At 53.9% G+C, this 19683-nt stretch carries 14 protein-coding genes; 6 read left to right on the top strand and 8 right to left on the bottom strand.

The window, feature by feature from the left end; all coding sequences use genetic code 11:
* Positions 1-12: 12 nt before the first annotated feature.
* The 5 genes from waaF to PLIM_RS04670 form a co-directional block, all read right to left on the bottom strand.
* Positions 13-1077 carry a lipopolysaccharide heptosyltransferase II gene (waaF, locus tag PLIM_RS04690; protein ID WP_013109174.1) on the bottom strand — a complete coding sequence of 355 codons (1065 nt, stop codon included), beginning with the start codon at positions 1075-1077 and terminating at the stop codon, positions 13-15.
* Positions 1074-2636, bottom strand: coding sequence for a D-glycero-beta-D-manno-heptose 1-phosphate adenylyltransferase (gene rfaE2, locus PLIM_RS04685; protein ID WP_013109173.1), 1563 nt, complete (start codon positions 2634-2636; stop codon positions 1074-1076). The genes waaF and rfaE2 overlap by 4 nt, the downstream gene beginning before the upstream one ends.
* 242 nt (positions 2637-2878) lie before the next feature.
* Complete coding sequence (locus PLIM_RS04680; protein WP_013109172.1) at positions 2879-4147, bottom strand: phosphotransferase; 1269 nt, start codon at positions 4145-4147, stop codon at positions 2879-2881.
* Between the two features lie 8 nt (positions 4148-4155).
* On the bottom strand, positions 4156-4575 hold the full coding sequence (locus PLIM_RS04675; protein ID WP_052301494.1) for a hypothetical protein: 420 nt from the start codon (positions 4573-4575) through the stop codon (positions 4156-4158).
* Positions 4576-4683: 108 nt separating this feature from the next.
* Positions 4684-5829, bottom strand: coding sequence for a citrate synthase (locus tag PLIM_RS04670; RefSeq protein WP_041402951.1), 1146 nt, complete (start codon positions 5827-5829; stop codon positions 4684-4686).
* A 696-nt stretch (positions 5830-6525) separates the two neighbouring features.
* On the opposite strand from PLIM_RS04670, the gene PLIM_RS04660 reads away from it, so the two are divergent.
* Positions 6526-8259, top strand: a complete 1734-nt coding sequence (locus PLIM_RS04660) for a sigma-70 family RNA polymerase sigma factor (RefSeq protein WP_013109168.1) — start codon at positions 6526-6528, stop codon at positions 8257-8259.
* 402 nt (positions 8260-8661) lie between these two features.
* Positions 8662-10113: a porin gene (locus PLIM_RS04655; RefSeq protein WP_230849399.1), complete on the top strand. Its 1452-nt coding sequence runs from the start codon at positions 8662-8664 to the stop codon at positions 10111-10113.
* Between the two features lie 28 nt (positions 10114-10141).
* Here PLIM_RS04655 and mdoH read toward each other — a convergent pair whose 3' ends face one another.
* From mdoH to PLIM_RS04640, 3 genes are all read right to left on the bottom strand, one after another.
* Positions 10142-12193, bottom strand: a complete 2052-nt coding sequence (gene mdoH, locus PLIM_RS04650) for a glucans biosynthesis glucosyltransferase MdoH (protein WP_013109166.1) — start codon at positions 12191-12193, stop codon at positions 10142-10144.
* 310 nt (positions 12194-12503) lie between these two features.
* Positions 12504-13163 (bottom strand): hypothetical protein, encoded by a 660-nt coding sequence (locus tag PLIM_RS04645; protein WP_013109164.1) that lies wholly within the window; start codon positions 13161-13163, stop codon positions 12504-12506.
* A complete protein-coding gene (locus PLIM_RS04640) occupies positions 13160-14716 on the bottom strand; it encodes a glucan biosynthesis protein G (protein ID WP_196349530.1) in 1557 nt (518 codons plus the stop codon). The genes PLIM_RS04645 and PLIM_RS04640 overlap by 4 nt, the downstream gene beginning before the upstream one ends.
* Before the next feature lie 637 nt (positions 14717-15353).
* Here PLIM_RS04640 and PLIM_RS04635 point away from each other — a divergent pair.
* The 4 genes from PLIM_RS04635 to PLIM_RS04620 all read left to right on the top strand — a co-directional run bounded on the left by PLIM_RS04635 (position 15354) and on the right by PLIM_RS04620 (position 19478).
* The gene (locus PLIM_RS04635) at positions 15354-17159 is read left to right on the top strand and encodes an alpha-keto acid decarboxylase family protein (protein ID WP_081440201.1); all 1806 of its coding nucleotides are present in this window, start codon (positions 15354-15356) and stop codon (positions 17157-17159) included.
* 81 nt (positions 17160-17240) lie between these two features.
* On the top strand, positions 17241-18155 hold the full coding sequence (locus tag PLIM_RS04630; RefSeq protein ID WP_013109161.1) for a hypothetical protein: 915 nt from the start codon (positions 17241-17243) through the stop codon (positions 18153-18155).
* A 200-nt stretch (positions 18156-18355) separates the two neighbouring features.
* The gene (locus PLIM_RS04625) at positions 18356-18865 is read left to right on the top strand and encodes an REP-associated tyrosine transposase (RefSeq protein WP_013109160.1); all 510 of its coding nucleotides are present in this window, start codon (positions 18356-18358) and stop codon (positions 18863-18865) included.
* 127 nt (positions 18866-18992) lie between these two features.
* Positions 18993-19478 (top strand): ankyrin repeat domain-containing protein, encoded by a 486-nt coding sequence (locus PLIM_RS04620; protein ID WP_013109159.1) that lies wholly within the window; start codon positions 18993-18995, stop codon positions 19476-19478.
* Positions 19479-19683: the final 205 nt, after the last annotated feature.

Here is a 19683-nt window from a genome sequence, read left to right as displayed (position 1 = left end):
TTGCCTCTCCTTCTAAGCAGCCTTCCGCTGAGATAATTGCCGCTGGATTTCTCGCCAGACGAGATCAACCTTGAGCAGACGCATGCAATCATGATGCCCCAGTGGGCAAACTCGCTTCTGGCAGGGGCCGCAGAGCATGGCGAGTTGAATCGAAGTCGACAGGGGCGACCATGTTTCACTCCAGGCCTGATGGGTCGGGCCAAAGAGAACGACATGGGGCACATTCAAGGCAGCGGCAAAATGCCGGGGGCCTGAATCGGTGGTAATCAGCATCCTGGAACCGGCAATCGCCGATTTCGTCAGCGACAATGAGAGTGACTCGCGCCCTAAGGACCGCACGCGAAGATCGTTCACACGCGACTCAATTTCGATGCTTTTCTCTTTCTCTGCCGGGCCACAGAGCACAACAACGGCGTACTCTGTCGAGTTGATGATTTTTCGGGCCAGCTCGACGAAAGATTCTGTCGGCCAGTCTTTGGCAGCACCAAAGGCACCACCCGTATTGAAGGCCACAATCCCTGGTGCAGCGGAAATCGCGGCTTCCTTCGCGAGAAAACCTTTCCACGCGAACTGGCCTGGTTCCGTTAATGCCAGTTCCATGCGTGCCTGTCTGGGCAAAGGCACCATGGCCCCGGCCGCTTCGACAATCTGCAGATAATCCTCCATCGCCGGATGAGGAATTTTCTTGTTACTGGAAGGAATGCGCTGCGTGAGCAATAGTCCCCTCCCATCCCGGTTCAAGCCAATTCGCTTTCTGGCTCCACCGGCCCAGCCCAGCCACGCAGAGTGCAATGAGTTCGGAAACAGAATCGCTTCGTCGAAGCGTTCTTTTCTTAATTGAGAAATCAGCGACCAACCCGAGAAAACTGGCGGCGAGTGCTCCGATAGACGCTTCGATGTTTTGCTGCGCAGAATCAGACGATCCACCAATCCTGTGCCGGCGAGAACCTCTGCCACGTAAGGTTGCAGAATCGCGACCGCTTCATCGCCCGGAAACGTCGATCTCAAGGCACGCAAAGCCGGTGTGGCCATCAACGCATCACCGACCCAATTGGGCATGAAAATGGCCCGTTTCATGCCGCTTTCCGATCCACATGACCAGCCGATGCTGGTGCACCGACTGCCTGAGTATGTGCCGCCAGCGAAAGCACAGTCGCATCCTGCTCGCGAAGTCGGCGGACGATCTGAGTGGTCGAAAGACCTTCAACCATCCCCATCGGCTTCACAGTTCCACCGTAAGCCAGCACGACCTCCCGGCCCACAATTTCTTCGGCTGAGTAAGTACCGCCCTTCACCAGGACATCGGGCTTCAAGGCATGCAGCAAGGCGTGAGGGGTATCTTCATCGAAGACAACGACGTAATCGACGACTTCCAGTGCAGCCAGCATGCGGGCGCGATACTCCTGATCGAAAATTGGTCGATCGGGAGCTTTCCCCAGTCGGCGGACGCTGTCATCACTATTGATCGCCACAATCAGGCATTCGCCTTCGCAGGCCGCTTCCGTCAGGTAACTGACATGGCCGGCGTGGAGCAGATCAAAACAGCCATTGGTGAAAACAACTTTCTGGCCAGTCTTCTGCCGGGCACTGACATGCCGTTGCAGTGCCGGCACGTTCAGAATTTTTCCTTCGGCATGTCGATGGGTCCGCATGAGATCGGTGAGGATCTCTTCCCGCGAAATGGCGACCACACCAATTTGTTCGACTTCGAGCCCGCCTGCGACATTCGCCAGCCGCCCCAGATCGGCAGGTGCCAATCCGGCTCCCAAGCCCACGCCAATCATGGCCATGACCATATCGCCAGCGCCGGTAATGTCACAGACTTCGCGCGGCCGGGTCGGAAGATGTTCTGAAGTTCCATCCTTGTGCACCAGCGCAATTCCGTCACGATCCATCGTCACGAATGCGTAATCGAGCGACATCAGTTCGCAGAGCTTTTTACCGGCAACGAAGGCATCTTCCACCGTGCGCACTTCAACTCCCGTGGCACGCGTGGTTTCCAGGCGATTGGGTGTGACGGATGTGGCACCGCGATAAGCGGCACATTTTCCATGACTGGCGGGATCGACCACGACGGGAATTCCCGCCTTTCGAGCAGCCGCAATCAATGGTTCAAGCAACTCCTGTGTACACAGACCTTTGCCGTAATCGGAAACCAGGATGGCCTGAAAGTCTTTCAAATGGGGCAGAATCTGATTGAGCAATCGGTTTGCCAACTGAGAGTCAATCGCATTGCGAACTTCCCGATCGACACGCAACATCTGATGAGGATGCCGGTACTGCGCACTCCCCATGTAGCGTGTTTTCAACGTCGTTGGCCGGGAGGGATCGATACAGACCGAGCCGGAATCAATATCGAGTCGTTCCAGTTCGCGGCAGGCCTGCCGCCCTTCTTCATCAGCTCCAATGATGCTTAGCAAGGTAACTTCGGCATCGAGTCCTTTGACCATCTGGGCGACGTTCGCAGCACCGCCCAGCCGAAGTTCCTGACGCTGTTCATGCAGCAGAATGACCGGAGCTTCCTGGGAGATCCGCTCGGCATCACCCCAGACGTAACGATCCAGAATGAGATCGCCAACGACCAGTAACCGTGGGCAACCCAGACGCTCGACTGCGTCGATGAGGTGATACGACATCCTTGGCAATCCCTGCCTTAAGTAAATCGCTGCTGGCAATCTGTTACCACAGCGAAAAGTGTCTTCCTGACATTTGCCAGCTTGTCTGAATGCCCTTTTTGAACCGACGAAGGGCTCCCATCACAGGACTTCTCGACTCAAGTTGGCTCACGCAATCCGGGATAATCCCTGTAAAACCAGACTTCGTCAATCCCGATTCTCCCTGGATGAGGAACAATCGACTGGCAACGTAACATTCACGCCTATCTCAAGTTAAGCCCTGGATTCTCCAGCAGCTCGGCATGCAGAAGACTCAGGCGGCACAACAGCCAGTCCAATCGCATCGAGATCATCTGCCACTGCTGCAGATTCCGTGACTGGTGATCTCGGGCGTTTTTCCCAATCAATGATTCGATCCAGAACATCCCCGCCATCAGCAAGCCCACTCGCTCCATGACACGGGCAAGGCGAATCTCGATTTCGGAGAATGAACGAACACCACGATAAACTTCAAAACACAGCTCCCGGGTGGAAGGCCTGATGATATGAAGACTTCCCAGAAACCTCGCAAGATCAATGGCGACGGAATCTGTTCGAGCGGCCGTCGCATCGAGTAACCCGGAAACCTCACCATGCTCCATGAGAACATGCTGGCACCAGAAATCGCCCCAGCACGGCGTGAGCGGAATTTTTTGGTGCGCCCAGGGTGCCAATTCCCGGGTGATTAGTGGAATCAAACCATCGACAAGTTGAGCTAGCTTGCGAAGTTTAGCCAAACACCCAAAATCATCGAAACTGTTGAGACGAGTTTCCCCAACGCCATGTTCCACCGCATCACGATGGGCCAGCCCAGCCTCTTGGCGGGTAAGCTTGGCCAGACATTTGAGAACTGTCGGCGAAACGCCCTGGTGGCTCGGACCAAACCATGCCTGGCACGATGGCGGTGGTGCAAAAGAACTGGCAGCCGTATGCCAGCGCGCCAGCATGGCCATGGCTTTAGTCGCGTCTGACTCATCGAGATGATTGGCATCGAGTGGTTGCCCCTTCAGCCACGGTTCTAGCTGGCAGAGGAAATCTTCCTCCCGGCCCAACGTATTCATGCCCGAAGAGTTCGTGCGCAGTCTGTCAATGCTCGCTGAAATCGAGCCGGTCAATCGCGGTGAATTGGCCATGATCCAAAAGCAACTCATGGTTCCTTGAGCGACCTTACGCTTTGAAACAGGCACAGGAGCAGCAACTGGTAACCCAAGTTGCTGTGTATGCCGCAACAAGGCGTGGAGCCCCGTCAATCGCGCGGGTGGCATGGCATCAGTCGGCCAGAGCCTGAGTGCAAACTGCCCGAGCTCTGGTACATGCAACTGAAAAACCTGAGCACCACTGAAGGCGGCACTTTGAACCCGTTGAATTTCCAACTCAGAAACTTGACTCAACCAGTCAAAATTCTGGCGGCACGTTTCGATCAAATACTGTTGCCAGGAGGCAGGAATCGGCTCCAGACGCGTTGCCACTTTCAATGCTGACTCCACCATCATCGCCAGCCTTACGGGATATCTCGGTCAGACGAAACTTCGCTAGGCAGGGATGGTACTGATTGATGATTGGCAACTCTCCATTCGAGGAGACCCATCCCACCGACAATCAACGCCTCACCGACAAAATGCCCGGCTCCCAGAAAACTCGCGGTACCCCACCAGACAAAGAACATCACCAGACAGACGATGGCCCACAGAATGTTCGCTGCGGCGATAATCTGCAGCCCGGGGACATGATCCTGACGACTCAGCAGCCAAAGAATGAACGAAAAACTCGCATAGGCCAGATTTACCATCCCGAACGTCAACATTAGCCCTGCAGGCAAATGATAAAGTTCGGCGAGCCAATAGCGCAGGAGAATCATGAGTACTCCTGCACCAGCCCCAGCCGTCCAGTCCAGAAAAATCAGAAGCCTGGCAGAGGTCATACTTTCGGCCTTACCAGACTTCTTTGGCCTTGCTCTATCGTGACGTAGTCGATGCGGGCCAAGACTTAACCTCACTCGCACAGGCCAAACCCGTCATCAATCGACGCGTTATCGCTGGCTCACGGGAACGTAATGACGTTCTGGTGCACCGATGTAATTCGAAGAGGGCCGGATGATCTTGTTATCAGCCAGTTGTTCAAGCACATGGGCACACCACCCGACAATCCGGCTGGTGGCGAAAACACAGGTGAACAGATCGCCGGGAATCCCCATATAGTGCTGCAGACTGGCCGAGTAGAAATCGACGTTGCAATATCGGTTGATCGACTCACGCACCAGCCGCTCCATCAGGATCGACATGTCGTACCACTTGGGATCTCCCGTTTCTTTCCCCAGTCGCTCGGAGAGTGCTTTCAGATGGCGAGCCCGTGGGTCTTCCACTTTATAGACCGCATGGCCAAAGCCCATGAACTTGCCCTTGTTCGCCCGGGTTGTTTCCACATAGCTGGCCACGTTGTCCACGCTGCCGATTTCCATGAGAACCTTCAGCACTTCAGTATTCGCACCACCGTGAAGTGGCCCCTTGAGGGCACCAATCGCACCTGTGACAGCCGAGTAAAGATCGGCCAGAGTGGCAGCAATCACACGGGCGGCAAACGTGCTGGCATTCAGCCCATGCTCGGCATGCAGAATCAGAATCAGATCCATCGCTCGGGTAGCATCTTCGGATGGAACTGTCCCATTGAGCATATACATGAAATTGCCCGCATGGCTGAGATCCTTGCGGGGAGCAATCGGTTCGAGACCTTCTCGCAAGCGGCGGAAGGCGGCAGTAATCGTTGCCATTTCGGCTGTGAGGCGAACAGATTTCTCCAGATTCGCGGCTCGCGAGTTGTCCTCGGCCAGCGGGTCGTAACATCCAGAGATCGACACCGCAGTCCGCAAAGCTGTCATCGGCGGGGTGCTGGGTGGCAAAGATTTCAGACAGTCGAGAACAGGGGCATCGATCTCACGATGGTGAATCAGAAGTTCAGTAAACTCCTTCAGTTGTGTTGCCGTAGGGAGTTCGCCAAGCAGAAGCAGGTAAGACGTTTCTTCAAACGTGCTCGACTCAGCCAGTTCGTGAATGTTAAAGCCGCGATAAATCAGTTTGCCCAGATCGCCATCCACATCACAGACTTGAGAATCAGCAGCCACGATCCCTTTGAGACCTTTGGCAGCGATTTTTTCCTTGTCGAGCGTAGCGTCGGACATTGGGTGGGCTTTCTCGTGTTCAGGCAAAGGCTGGTGATGTTGGCGGATTGATCCGGTGGTAGCAGTGATTGACACAAAAGTCGTCACCACATGAGTATAGCAGTGGCGAATTTGTTGAATCAACGCTCGATAGAGCCGAATCAGCATTCGAGACGAATTGACGTCCTGACAATCTCGTCAACTAGAAAATCTTTCAGCAAACGAAGGGAGTGAAGGTGCACAACTGGACAGAAAAAATCGAGCGTTTTGATCGCGAGATGAATCGAAGTCAGTTGTGCAAGAAAATTTTTGGAAAAAAATTATCGAATGCGGCAGATTTCGCAGAAGTTTTCTTCTCTCGACGTTAGCATTTCGCAAGCAATTGATCGCAGAGAGAGAATGGAAGCTGTCGACGCGACGGTCGTTGCCTTGGTTTGCAGGCTTTGTTCTGCCTGAGCCATGGAGGCCGATCCTGCTAAGCAGACTGGACTGACCAATAAGATCTGAAGGCATGATGCCGTAAGATTTGATTGATGATCAGCCAGATTCGTTCTTTCCCTGTGGTACGTTTGCGACGTGGATCGCCGGCCCGGGGGTTACGAGCAGTTTTTTTGCATGCTCGTCGGGCGGCTCCATGCCAAAGTGATACGGTCAAGGTACCGCCATCGCTCTGGTTAATGCGATCGGAAGCTGTCTCGACAAGGAGGTTTGACACTTATGGATCAATCACAACTCGCACTTCGTGAACTGCTGAATCAGGGCGCCTCGCGCGGCTTTCTGACGTACGCGGAAATCGACAGGTACATCCCTGATGAAGGGGGTGATCCTGCCCTCGTTGACGAACTCATCATGGCCCTTGAGGCTGCCGGTCTCGATGCCGTTGAGCCTGAGGGTGGTATTGATCCACTGCAATCGTTGCCTCCGCTGGAAATGCTTGAGCCGGAATCCAACTCCAGCTCGCGTGATCCGATTCGCATGTACTTGAGCCAGATGGGCCACATCCCCCTGCTGACACGCGAACGGGAAATCTACCTGGCCAAACAAATCGAAATGACTCGCCGCTGGTTCCGCCGACGCATGCTCGAATCCGATTTCGCGATTCGCATTGTTGTCGATACGGTTCACAAAGTCCGGCTCGGGGAACTTCCCTTTGAGCGCACATTGCGGACTTCAGATACCGAAAGCGTTCAGAAAGATCAGATTCTGGCTCGTATGCCTCACAATCTGCCGACCATTGAGCGCATGCTCGATGAGAACAAGCAGGATTTCACACTCCTTCGAGCAGCCATCGGGACTCCCGAAGAAGCCGTCATTCGCGAACGCATGGCCATTCGTCGCAGCAAGCTGGCCACCCTCTGTGAAGAACTCAGTGTCCGCACACAAAGGCTCCAGCCTGTCATGCGGCGTATGGAACAGATCTCGCTTCGGATGACAGAACTCCAGAAGCAGATTTCTGCCCGCCAGATTCGCAAGATGCCGATGACAGCCGCTGACGTGGCTGCCGCTGAAGCCGAACTGGAAGGGTTGATTCAGGATGTGCAGGAACTGCCAGCCGATTTCCAGAAGCGCATTCGCCGAGTTCTCGAAAAATTTGGTGGCTGGACACGTTCCAAGCAGCAGCTTTCTGGCGGTAACCTCAGGCTGGTGGTCTCGATTGCCAAGAAGTATCGCAACCGGGGCCTGAGCTTTCTCGACCTGATTCAGGAAGGAAATGCCGGTCTGATGCGTGGTGTCGAGAAGTACGAATTCCGCCGTGGTTATAAGTTCTCCACCTACGCCACATGGTGGATTCGTCAGGCGATTACCCGTGCCGTTGCCGATCATGCCCGGACGATTCGTATTCCAGTCCACATGTTCCAAAGCATTTCCACGCTGAAGAACAAGAGCGAACAGATCCGCCAGGAAACAGGTCGCGAGCCAACCATCGAGGAGCTGGCACTGGCCGTCGATATGTCGGTCGAAGATACCGAACGAATCATGAAGACCTGGAAGCACCCGATGAGTCTCGATACACCGATCGGTGAAAGCGAAGACTCCAGCTTTGGTGATTTCCTGGAAGATAGTCACGAATCGACTCCAGCCGACAACGCCCTGCGTGAAATGCTGCGGGATAAGATCGATATCGTGCTCCGCAGCCTGACGTATCGCGAACGGGAAATCATTCGTTTGCGTTACGGCCTGGGCGACGGCTACAGCTACACTCTCGAAGAAACGGGCCGAATTTTTAAGGTCACTCGCGAGCGTATCCGCCAGATTGAATCGAAGGCTCTCAAGAAGTTGCAGCACCACACGCGTGCTCATCACCTGCAAGGCTTCGTGGAAGATCTCCTTCCGAACCCTGCTGCCCCCGGTGCACTGCTGAACTCGGATACGATTCTTTCTGAAGAATCGAAAAGTTCACCTGCAGCACGTCGGCGCAAAGACTCCATGACACTCGCGGCAGCCAACTGATGACCTGATTCGAGTCGAGAAATCTCTCCATCTGTTTTTCTAAAGAGACCTCACTTTGTTACGACAAGGTGAGGTCTCTTTTTTTATAGTCTGGGTGGCACGACCCTGAAGGCCTTGCGAAAGGGCGTGGTCTCTAAGCCTTTCAACATCAGATTGGCTTTAACACCGGCAAACTTCTGCCGAACAATCCATGAACGAACTCGAGGCATCGCACTTGACGGAGAATCAACAGAATCGCCTGAAAACCGTCAACAACTTTGCCGGTTATGACGATAATTCTGAGAGCGTAGGATTTTCCATTGACTCAGAGGAGCCATCGTGCCCTTGCCGACCCGATGTCGAGTGCTGGTATTGGCAATTTCTGCCACTCTAGGAATCTCGGGGTTCGCACAGGAGAGCTCCTTGCCTCCAGAACCTCCCGCTGTGACCGAGGGCAAGGTTCGTCTCGATGAATCGGAAACAAATCCTTCGCTTCCTGCCAATCCTGCGCCAGGCTCCTACGACGAACTGCTGAAGCGTCTGGAAAAAAACGAACAGGAAATCGCCCGGCTGAACAGCGAGTTAAGTTCCAACGTCGACAATGACCGCTCGTTCCGCGATGTCTTTGAGGAACGCTGGAGCAAGGTTCAAGACCCTTCGATTACAACCGTCGATGAGCAGACCTATACTCCCGGAGGATCAAAACCCAAGCAGTGGTACGACCGCCTGAGCATCAGGGGTTATGCCCAGTTTCGATACAACTTCGTGGTCGATGAAGACGGCGCACCGGCTCAACTCATTGGCGACCGCTCGGTCAGTGATGATCAGTCATTTCTCATTCGACGGGCACGACTGATCATCTCAGGCGATGTCTCCGAGAATCTGTATGTCTATCTTCAAACCGATTTCGCCTCCACGGTGCCGGATAGTGACGATTCGACCTACTATGCACAGATCCGCGACTGGTATGGCGATCTGTACTTCGATGAGGATAAAGTTCACCGCGTTCGTATCGGACAGTCCAAAGTCCCTTACGGCTGGGAAGACCTCCAATCCAGTTCCAACCGGGCTCCCCTGGATCGCAGCGACAGCATTAACTCAGCGACCAGAAACGAGCGCGATCTGGGTGTCGTCTACTACTGGACACCTGAAGGAGCTCAGGACCTTTTCAAAGAAGTTCTCGATCGAGGTCTCAAAGGTTCTGGAAACTACGGTGTCTTCGGCATTGGGGCTTTTAACGGTCAAGGGGGCTCGACTCTCGAAGAAAATGACAACCTGCACCTTTACACACGACTGTCTGTCCCTCATAAGCTCGATAACGGCCAGATTCTCGAAATGGGCGTACAGGCCTACACCGGAAAGTATGTCGTGGGCTCTGCTCCCATTCGACCATTAGGTGTGCCCCCCGCCATGATCCCCGCGGGCACCATTGGAGCCGGAGATGATGGTGGCATTGTCGATCAGCGCCTGGCAGGGACGTTCGTCTGGTATCCTCAACCCTGGGGCTTGCAGGCCGAGTGGAATATTGGCAATGGCCCCGGCCTCAATGACGAGCAGACGGCTGTCGTCAAACGCTCATTGACTGGTGGCTATGTCATGGCCTTATACCGTCTGGAAACCGAGTCACACGGCACCATCTTCCCTTTTGGTCGCTACACCTATTATCAGGGTGGACTCAAGAATTTCGCCAACGCCCCCTACGGCACGATCAACGAATGGGAACTGGGTTTCGAGTGGCAGATCAATCCGCAGATGGAATTTTCTACTCAGTACACGATAGCCGATCGTACAAATGTCTCGGCTCGCTCCTCAGGAACATCTTATGGACAATTCCGCGGAGATATCATTCGCTGTCAGTTCCAGATTAACTATTAAACAGCCGAAACTCATCCATTGAGGTCATCTACATAGGCGAAGCAGTCGCTGCCTGATCGGGATGTAATTGCCGCACTCGATACTGAATATGCAATTCACGCAGTGCCTCTCGATCGAGTAATAGCTGCCGGCGATCCTCGACACTCAAACTCTCGGGCCCTTGAGTAAGTATGGCTTGAGTCCATTCGCGAACTTTGGCTTCCGGAGCCGGGAGCCCAGCGGCTGTCTGCTGCAGGATCGAAGCATGCAATGCTTGAAAGCCCGGGTCGGAAAGCAACTCTCCGAGTAACTGGCTGCGATCATGGGCATTCGCGTATTGCTCATGCTGTTCCAGAGCACGCTGCTGCAGCTTGAGAATCGGTGTGAGTTCCGATTCTTCTGGAATCAGGAGCAGTCGCCGATGAGCGAGCCATTGCCCCAGTTCGACACTGCCCAGAATTCTCGAGAAAGGAATGGTCAGCGATAACCCCAGCAGAATGGGCGATAACCACAAAAACAGGCCGGGAGCAAAGAAAAGTATCAAGGCACTTCCCACCAGCCCGGTCAATGTATGCGGGCCAAAAACCCGGCAGGCCGCCAGAAAATCAATATCACCATCTCCCCGGTTCTGGGCATTCCACTGCACTTTCTCGCCCAATAAGGTGGAAATTACAAATCGTGTATGAAACAGCATCATGATGGGCGCCACGAGCACTGAGGCGGCGGTTTCGATCAGCACGCTGGGAATAATCTTCGACCAGCCACCGAACTGTTCTCTTCGCGGGCGATCAAACGCCAAAGCCACCAGACTCCAGACCTTCGGGGCCATGAGTAGAAACATGGTGAAGGCAAAGACCACCAGCCCGCTGATGCGTTCTTGAGTACTCCCCAGCCAGATCCCGTCGATCGCCATGGCCAAGAGCCCCAGCAGCGTAAACAGCAGCCACAGAGGCGATGCCAGATAAGACATCACGCCCATGGCCAGATGCAGACGGCTGATCGGCCTCAAACCTTCGCTGATAATCAGCCGCATGTGCTGCAGATTTCCCTGGCACCACCGCTGATCTCGCTTCGCATAATCCAGCAGTGTCGTGGGGCATTCTTCATAGCTCCCCGCCAGATCGTGCGCGAGAGCCACTTTCCAGCCACCGCGTGCCATCAGAGCGGCTTCTACAAAATCGTGGCTCAGAATTTCGCCACCTAGGGGTGCCACGCCCGGGAGTGTGGGCAACCCGCAGTGATCAATAAAAGGAGCCACGCGGATAATCGCATTATGTCCCCAGTAGTTGCTGTCAAAGCTCGCCCACGAACTGAAGCCTTCCATATGGACCGGGCTGTAAAGTCTGGCTGAGAACTGCTGCAGTCGTGCAAAAAATGAAAGCCGGTTCACAGGGACAGGTGGCACCTGCAGAATTCCCAGGGCAGGGTCATCCTGCATGCGACGGGCCATTTCGACCATCGTCTGGCCATCCATCACACTGTCGGCATCGAGCACAATCATCAGATCGTATTGTGTGCCCCAGCGTTCACAGAAATCAGCAATGTTCCCCGCCTTGCGTGCCGTATTTTTCGGCCGTCGGCGGTAAAAAACGTTGGTCGGGCCGGTCAGTCGCTGACAAAGGCGGCCCCACATCCGCTCCTCTTCCAGCCAGATATCCGGGTTCGTCGTATCACTCAGAACAAACAGGTCAAAGTCCGCCGCATGCGGTGTGGTGGCAAGCGATTCAATCATCGCCTGGACATTCGCGAACACACTGGCGGGAGTTTCATTGTAAACAGGCATCAGGATCGCCGTTCTTGGTAAAGAACTGTGCGATGACTGCGAAGTCGATGCTGACTGGCGACGCTGGGTAATTGTCAGCCACAAGCCGAGGGTGCTGGTCCAGAACGAGAAGGAAATGATCAGCACCAGCAGAGCAAATAAAGGCACCAGCAGCCAAGTTGCCGGATTCTTGGAAATATCTCCCAACGACCACAAAAACAGCCAGATCGCAAAAGCGGTTGTCGTCAGAGTGAGCACAGCGAGCGACAGTCGAAAGCGACGACTTCCCGGCTGAGAAACCTGTGAGACCTTCAAAGGAGTGATGCTGCTGGCATTCACGAATTTAATCCTGAGAGCATGAACCAGTCGCTGCTGTCTGTTGCACCCTCAACGGGGAACAAACAACGTCTGGTGGTGAAAAATGATTTCGTTGATCGAGCCACTACCAATCCATCAGTCACTATCGAGGGGCTTGCTTATCTCTGACTCATAGAGACTCTTTTCAGACACTGCCTCTCGAAAACTCCCTTGGGGAAACTGTGTCCGCACCTGTTCGGAAGCCAATCGCAACAGAAGACAAACTGGAGCGGGCATCCGATTTCCGAAGGCCAGCACCAGTCACCAGGTATCTTCCGCAAACATTCTCGGCTCAGCGGACAGGTTCGAGTCGCAGCTTGACTGTGGTGAGCACCTGACACAAATTCTTCCAGACGCCTCGCCAGTAGCCCTTGCGGAAGACACGCAACAGCTTGGGACGAAGTTGGGCCCGCATGGCAATTCTCTGGCTTTCCGGAGCCACATCACTGGGCCGAATTCTTACCATGGAAATCTGCGCGAGATGCGGCACAGCCCCCTGAAGCCGACGATCCAGATATCGTGAGCTATTGCTGCTTCCCAAAGACTTGCTGCCGGCTTCCACCCCTTCGGCGAGTTCCGCAGGTGCCTCCTGCAATTCCGCTGTTCCCCCATTCGAACCGCCCGGAATCACAGTCATTTTGCCCGAGAAGTCCTGTGCACCAGGAAACAGTTCCACGGTCGATTCGAGCTCACGTAAAGCCAGCCTCAAAGCCGCTTCACACAACTCGGCAGCACTGTAAGGATGATGTTCCCCATCCATCCCTGCAGGTTGCGTATCTTCCAGAAGCTGTTCAGCTTCTTCGACAAATCGTTTCGAAAGCGACGACAGCAGATCGGGATGCCGGATCCCTGCATCTCGCAGATAGTCGGCCACATGGCAGCGGGCGACAATCTGTGCGGAGCTTCCCAGATCAACCGGTGAGTCTTCAACTGCGAAAGCAACCATGATCATCGAGATGTCTCCTGTTGATTCTGTTGAACACGCCACGGTGGCAAAACCACCGGGGGAGCCTCCAACGGGCACAGATAACTCCATCGTTCTGTGATGGGCTGGCCTTCATCGCTCAGCCGGGCAATCAATTCCAGGGGGCCTTCACCTGTCGGTTCGGCAACAAGATGCAGTACCCACTGCTGATCTGAAACTTTTTCAATCCGCTGAGAAGTGATCGCACAGCGGATCGAGATCAGTTCCAAATTCACTTTCTCCGGATTCGCTTCTGCAAGACGTGCGCCAGTTAGATCGACTCGAAAGACAAACTTCTTGGGACTTTCCCGAACCAGATCAACAGCCGTGACTTTCGCCTGTTGATGTTCGGGCGGATCACCGCCAAAAAAACTGACTCGATACTTCAGATCCAGTGGCTGACCAACGACCGGCTTCTGATCAGGCACCCACCACGTTGCCACGTTATCGATCCCCTCATGTTCCGCTGGCAACTCCAGGAGTTCCAGAGCTCCCTTTTCCCACGGAACCTGTGGTTCGATCCAGACACTGGGACGCTCCGAATACCGCGCCTCATCATCTTTGTAATGCTCGGAATTTCGATCGCGCTGAATGACGCCAAAGCCTGCGAGCTTTTCAAACGGGTATCGCACCAGCGATGGGTAATTCTGCCTGTAAAAACTTCTCCAGGCCCACTGACCATCGCCACCCTTCATCAGCAAACCGTCGGCATCATGCACTTCGGGGCGGTGATCGCCTTTGGGACCTGCCAACGCATCACCCCACATCCACATGCTGGTTAAGGGCGCGATCCCCAACTTCTCGGGAACTTTGCGGAAATGCAGACGAGCCGTCACATCAAAGGTGGTCGCCTCAATTCCAGGAGTCATCACGAACTGATAAGCCCCCGCCACACTCTCGCTATCAAGCAGTGCCAGAAAGGTGAGCGACAAATCACCCGGCTTGGGTTGTTGCACATAAAACGCCCGAAAGACCGGAAACTCTTCCGCTTTAGGAAGCCCGCAGTTAATCGCCAAGCCACGGGCCGAAGAGCCCCAGACTGTCTTCTCACTGTGAGCCCGGAAGTAACTGGCACCCACAAACGAGGCGACTTCCGAATACTGCGGATTGCCCGGGAAAAATCCAATGAAGCGGACGCCCGCATAACCGAGATCGGCCGGCAAATCCCCCGCCTTCAAGTCGCCTTCGTACTTGAAATGAGCCTTATCGAACTCTACCAGCCTTGGCCGGACAGAATTCTGTGTGGCGACCCCCAACCCCAGAGATTCCAACAGGTAAAGCTGCACCTGGTCTTTGTGCACGAAACCGCGATGGAAGGTCTGCAACCAATAGGGCCGCTTCTCATCCAGCCAGAAACTTCGCTCTGGCCGAAAGCGAATCATCCGGTGCTGATCATAAGTCATCTCGGCCAGCGATTGAGGCAAAGGATCTGTCGGGAGAACGGGACCTTTCGCCAGTTCACTGGCCACCAGATCCAGATCTGCAAACGACTGCACATGGCTCATCCGACTCTCCAGCTTGGGAGGTGAATCGTTCGCCATGCTAACAAAAGTCATGCTGCAGAAAAACAGCGTTTTGGAAAATACGGCAGCCATTCGTCCTGCTTTGACAAACAGTGACTCAGGCAACAGAGAGTCCATCACGCGAGCGGCAAGCGTGGGATTCAACATAGACAGATCTGACTAGTGCCTCCAAATTGAGCGAGGAGCGGGTTGTAGGAAGAATGAGCAAGTCGTATGCCAGCAGCTAAAGACGGTACTTATTCCCTGATGAATCGATCGCGAGTTGAAGAATCTCTCGCAATGGGCCCGCTACGCCAACTTTTGATCGCTTCCTCAATAAGGTTACAGAAGGAATCGCAGCGGCCTTCCAGTTCGAAACATATGTCTTTAGCGTGATGCGTTCCCTCACGCTAGCAACTCTCTGTGCATCTCTCCCACGGCGCGAGGAGTTTGCCAATTCGCTTTTCCACTGTGAATCAACGGTCATTGATACCAGCCATTTTCTGCCAACCTGGCCAATCATTACCCGGCAACTTCGATTCTTTCGGAATCTCGAATTGACCCTGAATCGTCAGCACCTGAGAATTTCCAGTGAGGCACCGACGCGCAGATCGAATTCATTCACGAATCAATACTCTTCACTGAGCGATCGATTCTATTTCCAGGGAGTCAGGATATGGCCCGCAATACATCAAAAGCAGCCGATTCATCACCCAGACGAAATGGCGCTCCAAAAACCAGAACGACATCCAAAGCCTCACTGGCAGGCAACTCGCGAAAAGGGAGTTCCCCCAAAGCGGTCGAAGAGTTGGCAACTCATGCTCACGGAACAAGCACCACTGCTTCTATAGAGACAAACCCCACCATTGGCGATTACCTGATCCGCCGTCTGCTCGATTACGGCATGAAGGACATCTTTGGCATCCCTGGCGACTTTGTCCTGCAGTTTTACGGCGATCTCGAAAACAGTCCCATTCGTGTCATTGGTTGCACGCGCGAAGACAATGCCGGGTATGCCGCCGACGGTTATGCCCGCATTCATGGCATTGGTGGAATTTGTGTGACCTATTGCGTGGGCGGATTGAGCGTTTGTAATTCTGTCGCCGGGGCCTTTGCAGAAAAGTCACCCGTCGTCGTCATCACCGGCTCGCCAGGAGTCGAAGAGCGACGCTCGAACCCGCTGTTACATCATCGCGTGCGGGAATTCAGCACTCAGCGCGAAGTCTTTGAAAAGATTACGATCGCTTCGACAGTCCTCGACGATGCCCTGACGGCTTGCCGGGAAATCGATCGCGTGCTCGAAGCCTGCGTCCGATTCAAGCGGCCGGTTTACATCGAATTGCCGCGCGACATGATCAAGGTCCGTTGTCCTTATCAGCATGTGCCTCAGGCCGGAACCATCAAAAGCGATAAAGCCGCCCTCAAGGAGGCCTTGAGCGAAGCGGGAGCCATGCTCGCCAAAGCGGAGCGGCCCATTATTCTCGCCGGTGTCGAAATGCACCGCTTCGGACTGGCGGATGAACTGATCCACTTTGCGGAAAAGTTTGAGATTCCGATCTCTGCCACCTTGCTGGGGAAATCGGTCATCAGTGAAAAACATCCCCTCTTTATTGGCATTTACGAAGGGGCCATGTGCCGGGAATCGGTGCGAAAGTATGTCGAACAGAGCGATTGTATCGTCATGCTCGGAACGTTCATGACAGATATCGATATGGGGATTTTTACTGCCGAACTCGACACATCCAAAACTATTTATGCGACAAGTGAAACCCTCAAGATATCCCATCACCATTTCCATGACATTCTGGTGGCCGACTTTGTCAAAGGCCTTTCCAAACTCGATGTCAAAATCGCCAAAAGGCCTTTACCACCGAAGGCCAAGCCGACGCCCAAATTTGTGGCGGTCCCCGAAACCGCTGTGACAAGTGCCCGGCTCTTCGCGCGGATCAACGAGCTCCTCGATGAAAAAATGGTCGTCGTGGCGGATGTGGGCGATTGCCTGTTTGGCGCGGCCGATTTGACCATCTACCGCGATACCGAGTTCCTGAGCCCGGCTTACTACACTTCGATGGGCTTTGCCATCCCGGCCGCCTTAGGTGTCCAGGTCGCCCGCAAAGATCTCCGACCGATTGTTCTCGTAGGCGATGGCGCCTTTCAGATGACCTGCCTCGAACTCTCAACTGTCCTGCGGCACAATTTCAATCCCATCGTCATCGTGCTCAACAACAAAGGTTACACCACCGAGCGATTCATTCAGGATGGCCCCTTCAACGATATTCTCAACTGGGACTATCATCGGCTGCCCGATCTCCTCGGCGGCGGCTGGGGATTCGAAGTCCGCACAGAAGGCGAACTGGATCAATCGTTGCATGCCGCTCTCAGCAACAAAGAAACGTTCTGCCTCCTCAACGTACACCTCGATCCACTCGATGTCAGCCCGGCTCTCAAACGACTGGGCGAGCGTCTTTCCAAACATGTTTAAGTTCCAGTACGTTAGTTCTGCAGGTCAGTATCCCTCGCCACAGATTCCGTTACGTTCCCAGCGACAAAAGTGCCCGGTGACATGACAGATCAGAACCATCACTCATCGGCACTTGCTCAAACCGGGAATGTGCACCTGGGAGTGACCCCTTACAACTTCCTCACGAGTCTGCTCGTGGTGCTGATCTGTGGGCTGGCGTTTTCTCTCACGGGATTAGTGATCTACTTCGGCTCCATTCGTCCCGTCAAAATCATCGAAGTCGTTCCCGTCGAAATGCTCGAACTCCCAGGGGGCTCGGAAGACGGAACTCCTGATGAATCGTTACGCGTCGAGAACGAATTCCCCGAAACGAATGATGCCTCACCTGCCGAGATCCCCTCCGAGATAGCCGAGGTGGCTGAGACCATCGAAAAAATGCTCGACGTCTCCGATCAATCGACCGAACTCGTCGAGCAGCAGTTTGATCTCGGGATTCAGAACTCCGGAAAAGTCGGGAGTGCCCGCGGCACAGGATCCCGCGGCTTAGGCAAAGGCCCCGGCAAAGGTGGGCTTTCCCGGGAACAACGCTGGTATGTCAGCTTCAATGACAGACTGACGGCTGACGAATACGCCAGACAACTCGAATCTTTTGGCATTGAGCTGGGAGCGATTGAGCCGGATGGGACTGTCAGTTATTTGAGTCGCCCGGCAACAAACCCCAATGTCCGCAAAGGCCCCTCAGCAGCCGAAACACGCCTCTTCATGTCCTGGCGTGGCGGCAATCGCAAACAACTCGATCAGGAGCTCCTGACCCGTAGTGGCATCCCTGTGCGTGACGACACTCTCATTGTGCACTTCTACCCGGCCCAATTGGAACAATCGATGCTGAGGCTGGAACAGGACTTTCAACACCGCCCCATCGAATCGATCCGCCGCACATACTTCGAAGTGACGCAAAAGGAAGGGAAATACCAGTTCATCGTCATCCGCCAGATACTGAACTCTTCCGGCAAGTAGCGGCAGTTCGGGTTTACTGAAGTGTAGGCAGGGGTGACCTAGATTTCCCGGGTGGCCCAGACGTCGCTCTGGACGTCTGGGTGACGCAAGTCACAAGAAACATTCTTTACGATGATGCACAGTTCAAAAATGGTCCTGATCTTCTTAATCAGCAATACTGACAAATATTGATCAGTCATTTCAGAACAGGAAAACGTTCGATGAAGCCACGTCGAGTGGATGACGCCCCGTATGTCCACTTCGTTACGCTTTCCTGCTACCATCGCCGAAAACTGCTGACAAGAGACCAACCGAAGCGAATCCTGCTTGGAGTATTAGCAGACGAACTGGAGCGACATCAGGCGCGCTGTGCCGGATTCGTGATCATGCAGGATCATGTGCATATCCTGCTGTGGCTTCCTGTAATTCAGCAACTCAGTCGGTTCATGCAATTGTGGAAGGGGCGATCATCACGCAATATTAAGAATTACTTCGCTGAATCCGCGCCGGCGTATCAATCGGAGATATCTGCCCGTGATCCGATCTGGCAGGTACGATATTACTCATTTGAGATCTACTCGGATCAGAAGTTACAGGAGAAGCTGCAGTATTTACATCTCAATCCCGTACGTGCCGGACTGGCAAAGAAGGCCGTGGATTGGCGATGGAGTTCGGCTCGCTGGTACGAACAGGGACGAACAGTGGGCGTGCCCATTTCGTGGGTGCAATAATTCCCTTTCAATGGAGAGCGTTTGTGGTGTCTTTCTTATGACTATCGTCACCCAGACGTGCAAAGCCACGTCTGGGCCACCCTACCACCCCACCATCAACAAACATGCCTCTCAAGGAAGATGATTCATGGATATTGAAAACATCATCGAAAATGGGACACTCGACGACTTAAATGACTACCTAAGCAAGCATTCACATAATGCAGAAGAACTTAACTACGCACTATCGGAAGCCATTTGGTTCGAGAAAGCGCCAATGATCGTTCGCCTACTTGAAGTTGGGGCGCCAATTAACATGTTCGCCGGTATAGGCATGCCACCCTTGTATTGTGCCATAGAGAAAGGTGACCTGAGTCTAGTTAAGATGCTGTGTGAGCACGGTGCAGATGTAAACTTTCAACCTACGGTTATGTCCTCGCCACTTCACTGGGCAGTTGACTCAGAAGCTGACTGTGCACGACAAATGGGGACAAAGCCGAACGTAGAAATTGTTCGCCTACTTTTGGAATATGGTGCTGATCCAAACTCAAAGAATAAACATGGCACACCGTATGACATGGCTCAACGGTATGGGTTTTCTAAGGCGTGCGAGTTACTCAAGCCGCAACAGTAAATGGGCATAATGCTTAACGCAGGGTGGCCCAGACGTCGCTCTGGACGTCTGGGTGACGTAAGTCACAAGAAACATTCCGATTGATGCGTTATCGCCTAGTGATGGATCATATCTTCTTTGCCAAAAGTGCTGGTATTAGCAGGTAAGAACACCTGCCGCCGTCGCCAGAAGATTAAAATCTCTTTTGGTATCCTTGCCCCCCGAA

Origin of the sequence: Planctopirus limnophila DSM 3776 (genome assembly GCF_000092105.1) — a bacterium.
In the GTDB taxonomy this organism is placed as follows: Bacteria; Planctomycetota; Planctomycetia; order Planctomycetales; family Planctomycetaceae; genus Planctopirus; species Planctopirus limnophila.
The sequence above is the reverse complement of the archived record's forward strand: the minus strand, read 5'-3'. Positions and strand labels throughout refer to the sequence as shown.

What these genes read in the sequence shown, in the direction of transcription:
- rfaE2 (WP_013109173.1), bottom strand. Translation starts at nt 2,636, where the DNA reads ATGTCGTATCACCTCATCGACGCAGTCGAGCGTCTGGGTTGCCCACGG.
- PLIM_RS04625 (WP_013109160.1), top strand. Translation starts at nt 18,356, where the DNA reads ATGAAGCCACGTCGAGTGGATGACGCCCCGTATGTCCACTTCGTTACG.
- PLIM_RS04635 (WP_081440201.1), top strand. Translation starts at nt 15,354, where the DNA reads ATGGCCCGCAATACATCAAAAGCAGCCGATTCATCACCCAGACGAAAT.
- PLIM_RS04620 (WP_013109159.1), top strand. Translation starts at nt 18,993, where the DNA reads ATGGATATTGAAAACATCATCGAAAATGGGACACTCGACGACTTAAAT.
- PLIM_RS04630 (WP_013109161.1), top strand. Translation starts at nt 17,241, where the DNA reads ATGACAGATCAGAACCATCACTCATCGGCACTTGCTCAAACCGGGAAT.
- PLIM_RS04645 (WP_013109164.1), bottom strand. Translation starts at nt 13,163, where the DNA reads ATGATCATGGTTGCTTTCGCAGTTGAAGACTCACCGGTTGATCTGGGA.
- PLIM_RS04660 (WP_013109168.1), top strand. Translation starts at nt 6,526, where the DNA reads ATGGATCAATCACAACTCGCACTTCGTGAACTGCTGAATCAGGGCGCC.
- PLIM_RS04670 (WP_041402951.1), bottom strand. Translation starts at nt 5,829, where the DNA reads ATGTCCGACGCTACGCTCGACAAGGAAAAAATCGCTGCCAAAGGTCTC.
- PLIM_RS04640 (WP_196349530.1), bottom strand. Translation starts at nt 14,716, where the DNA reads ATGGCGAACGATTCACCTCCCAAGCTGGAGAGTCGGATGAGCCATGTG.
- PLIM_RS04680 (WP_013109172.1), bottom strand. Translation starts at nt 4,147, where the DNA reads ATGATGGTGGAGTCAGCATTGAAAGTGGCAACGCGTCTGGAGCCGATT.
- PLIM_RS04675 (WP_052301494.1), bottom strand. Translation starts at nt 4,575, where the DNA reads ATGACCTCTGCCAGGCTTCTGATTTTTCTGGACTGGACGGCTGGGGCT.
- waaF (WP_013109174.1), bottom strand. Translation starts at nt 1,077, where the DNA reads ATGAAACGGGCCATTTTCATGCCCAATTGGGTCGGTGATGCGTTGATG.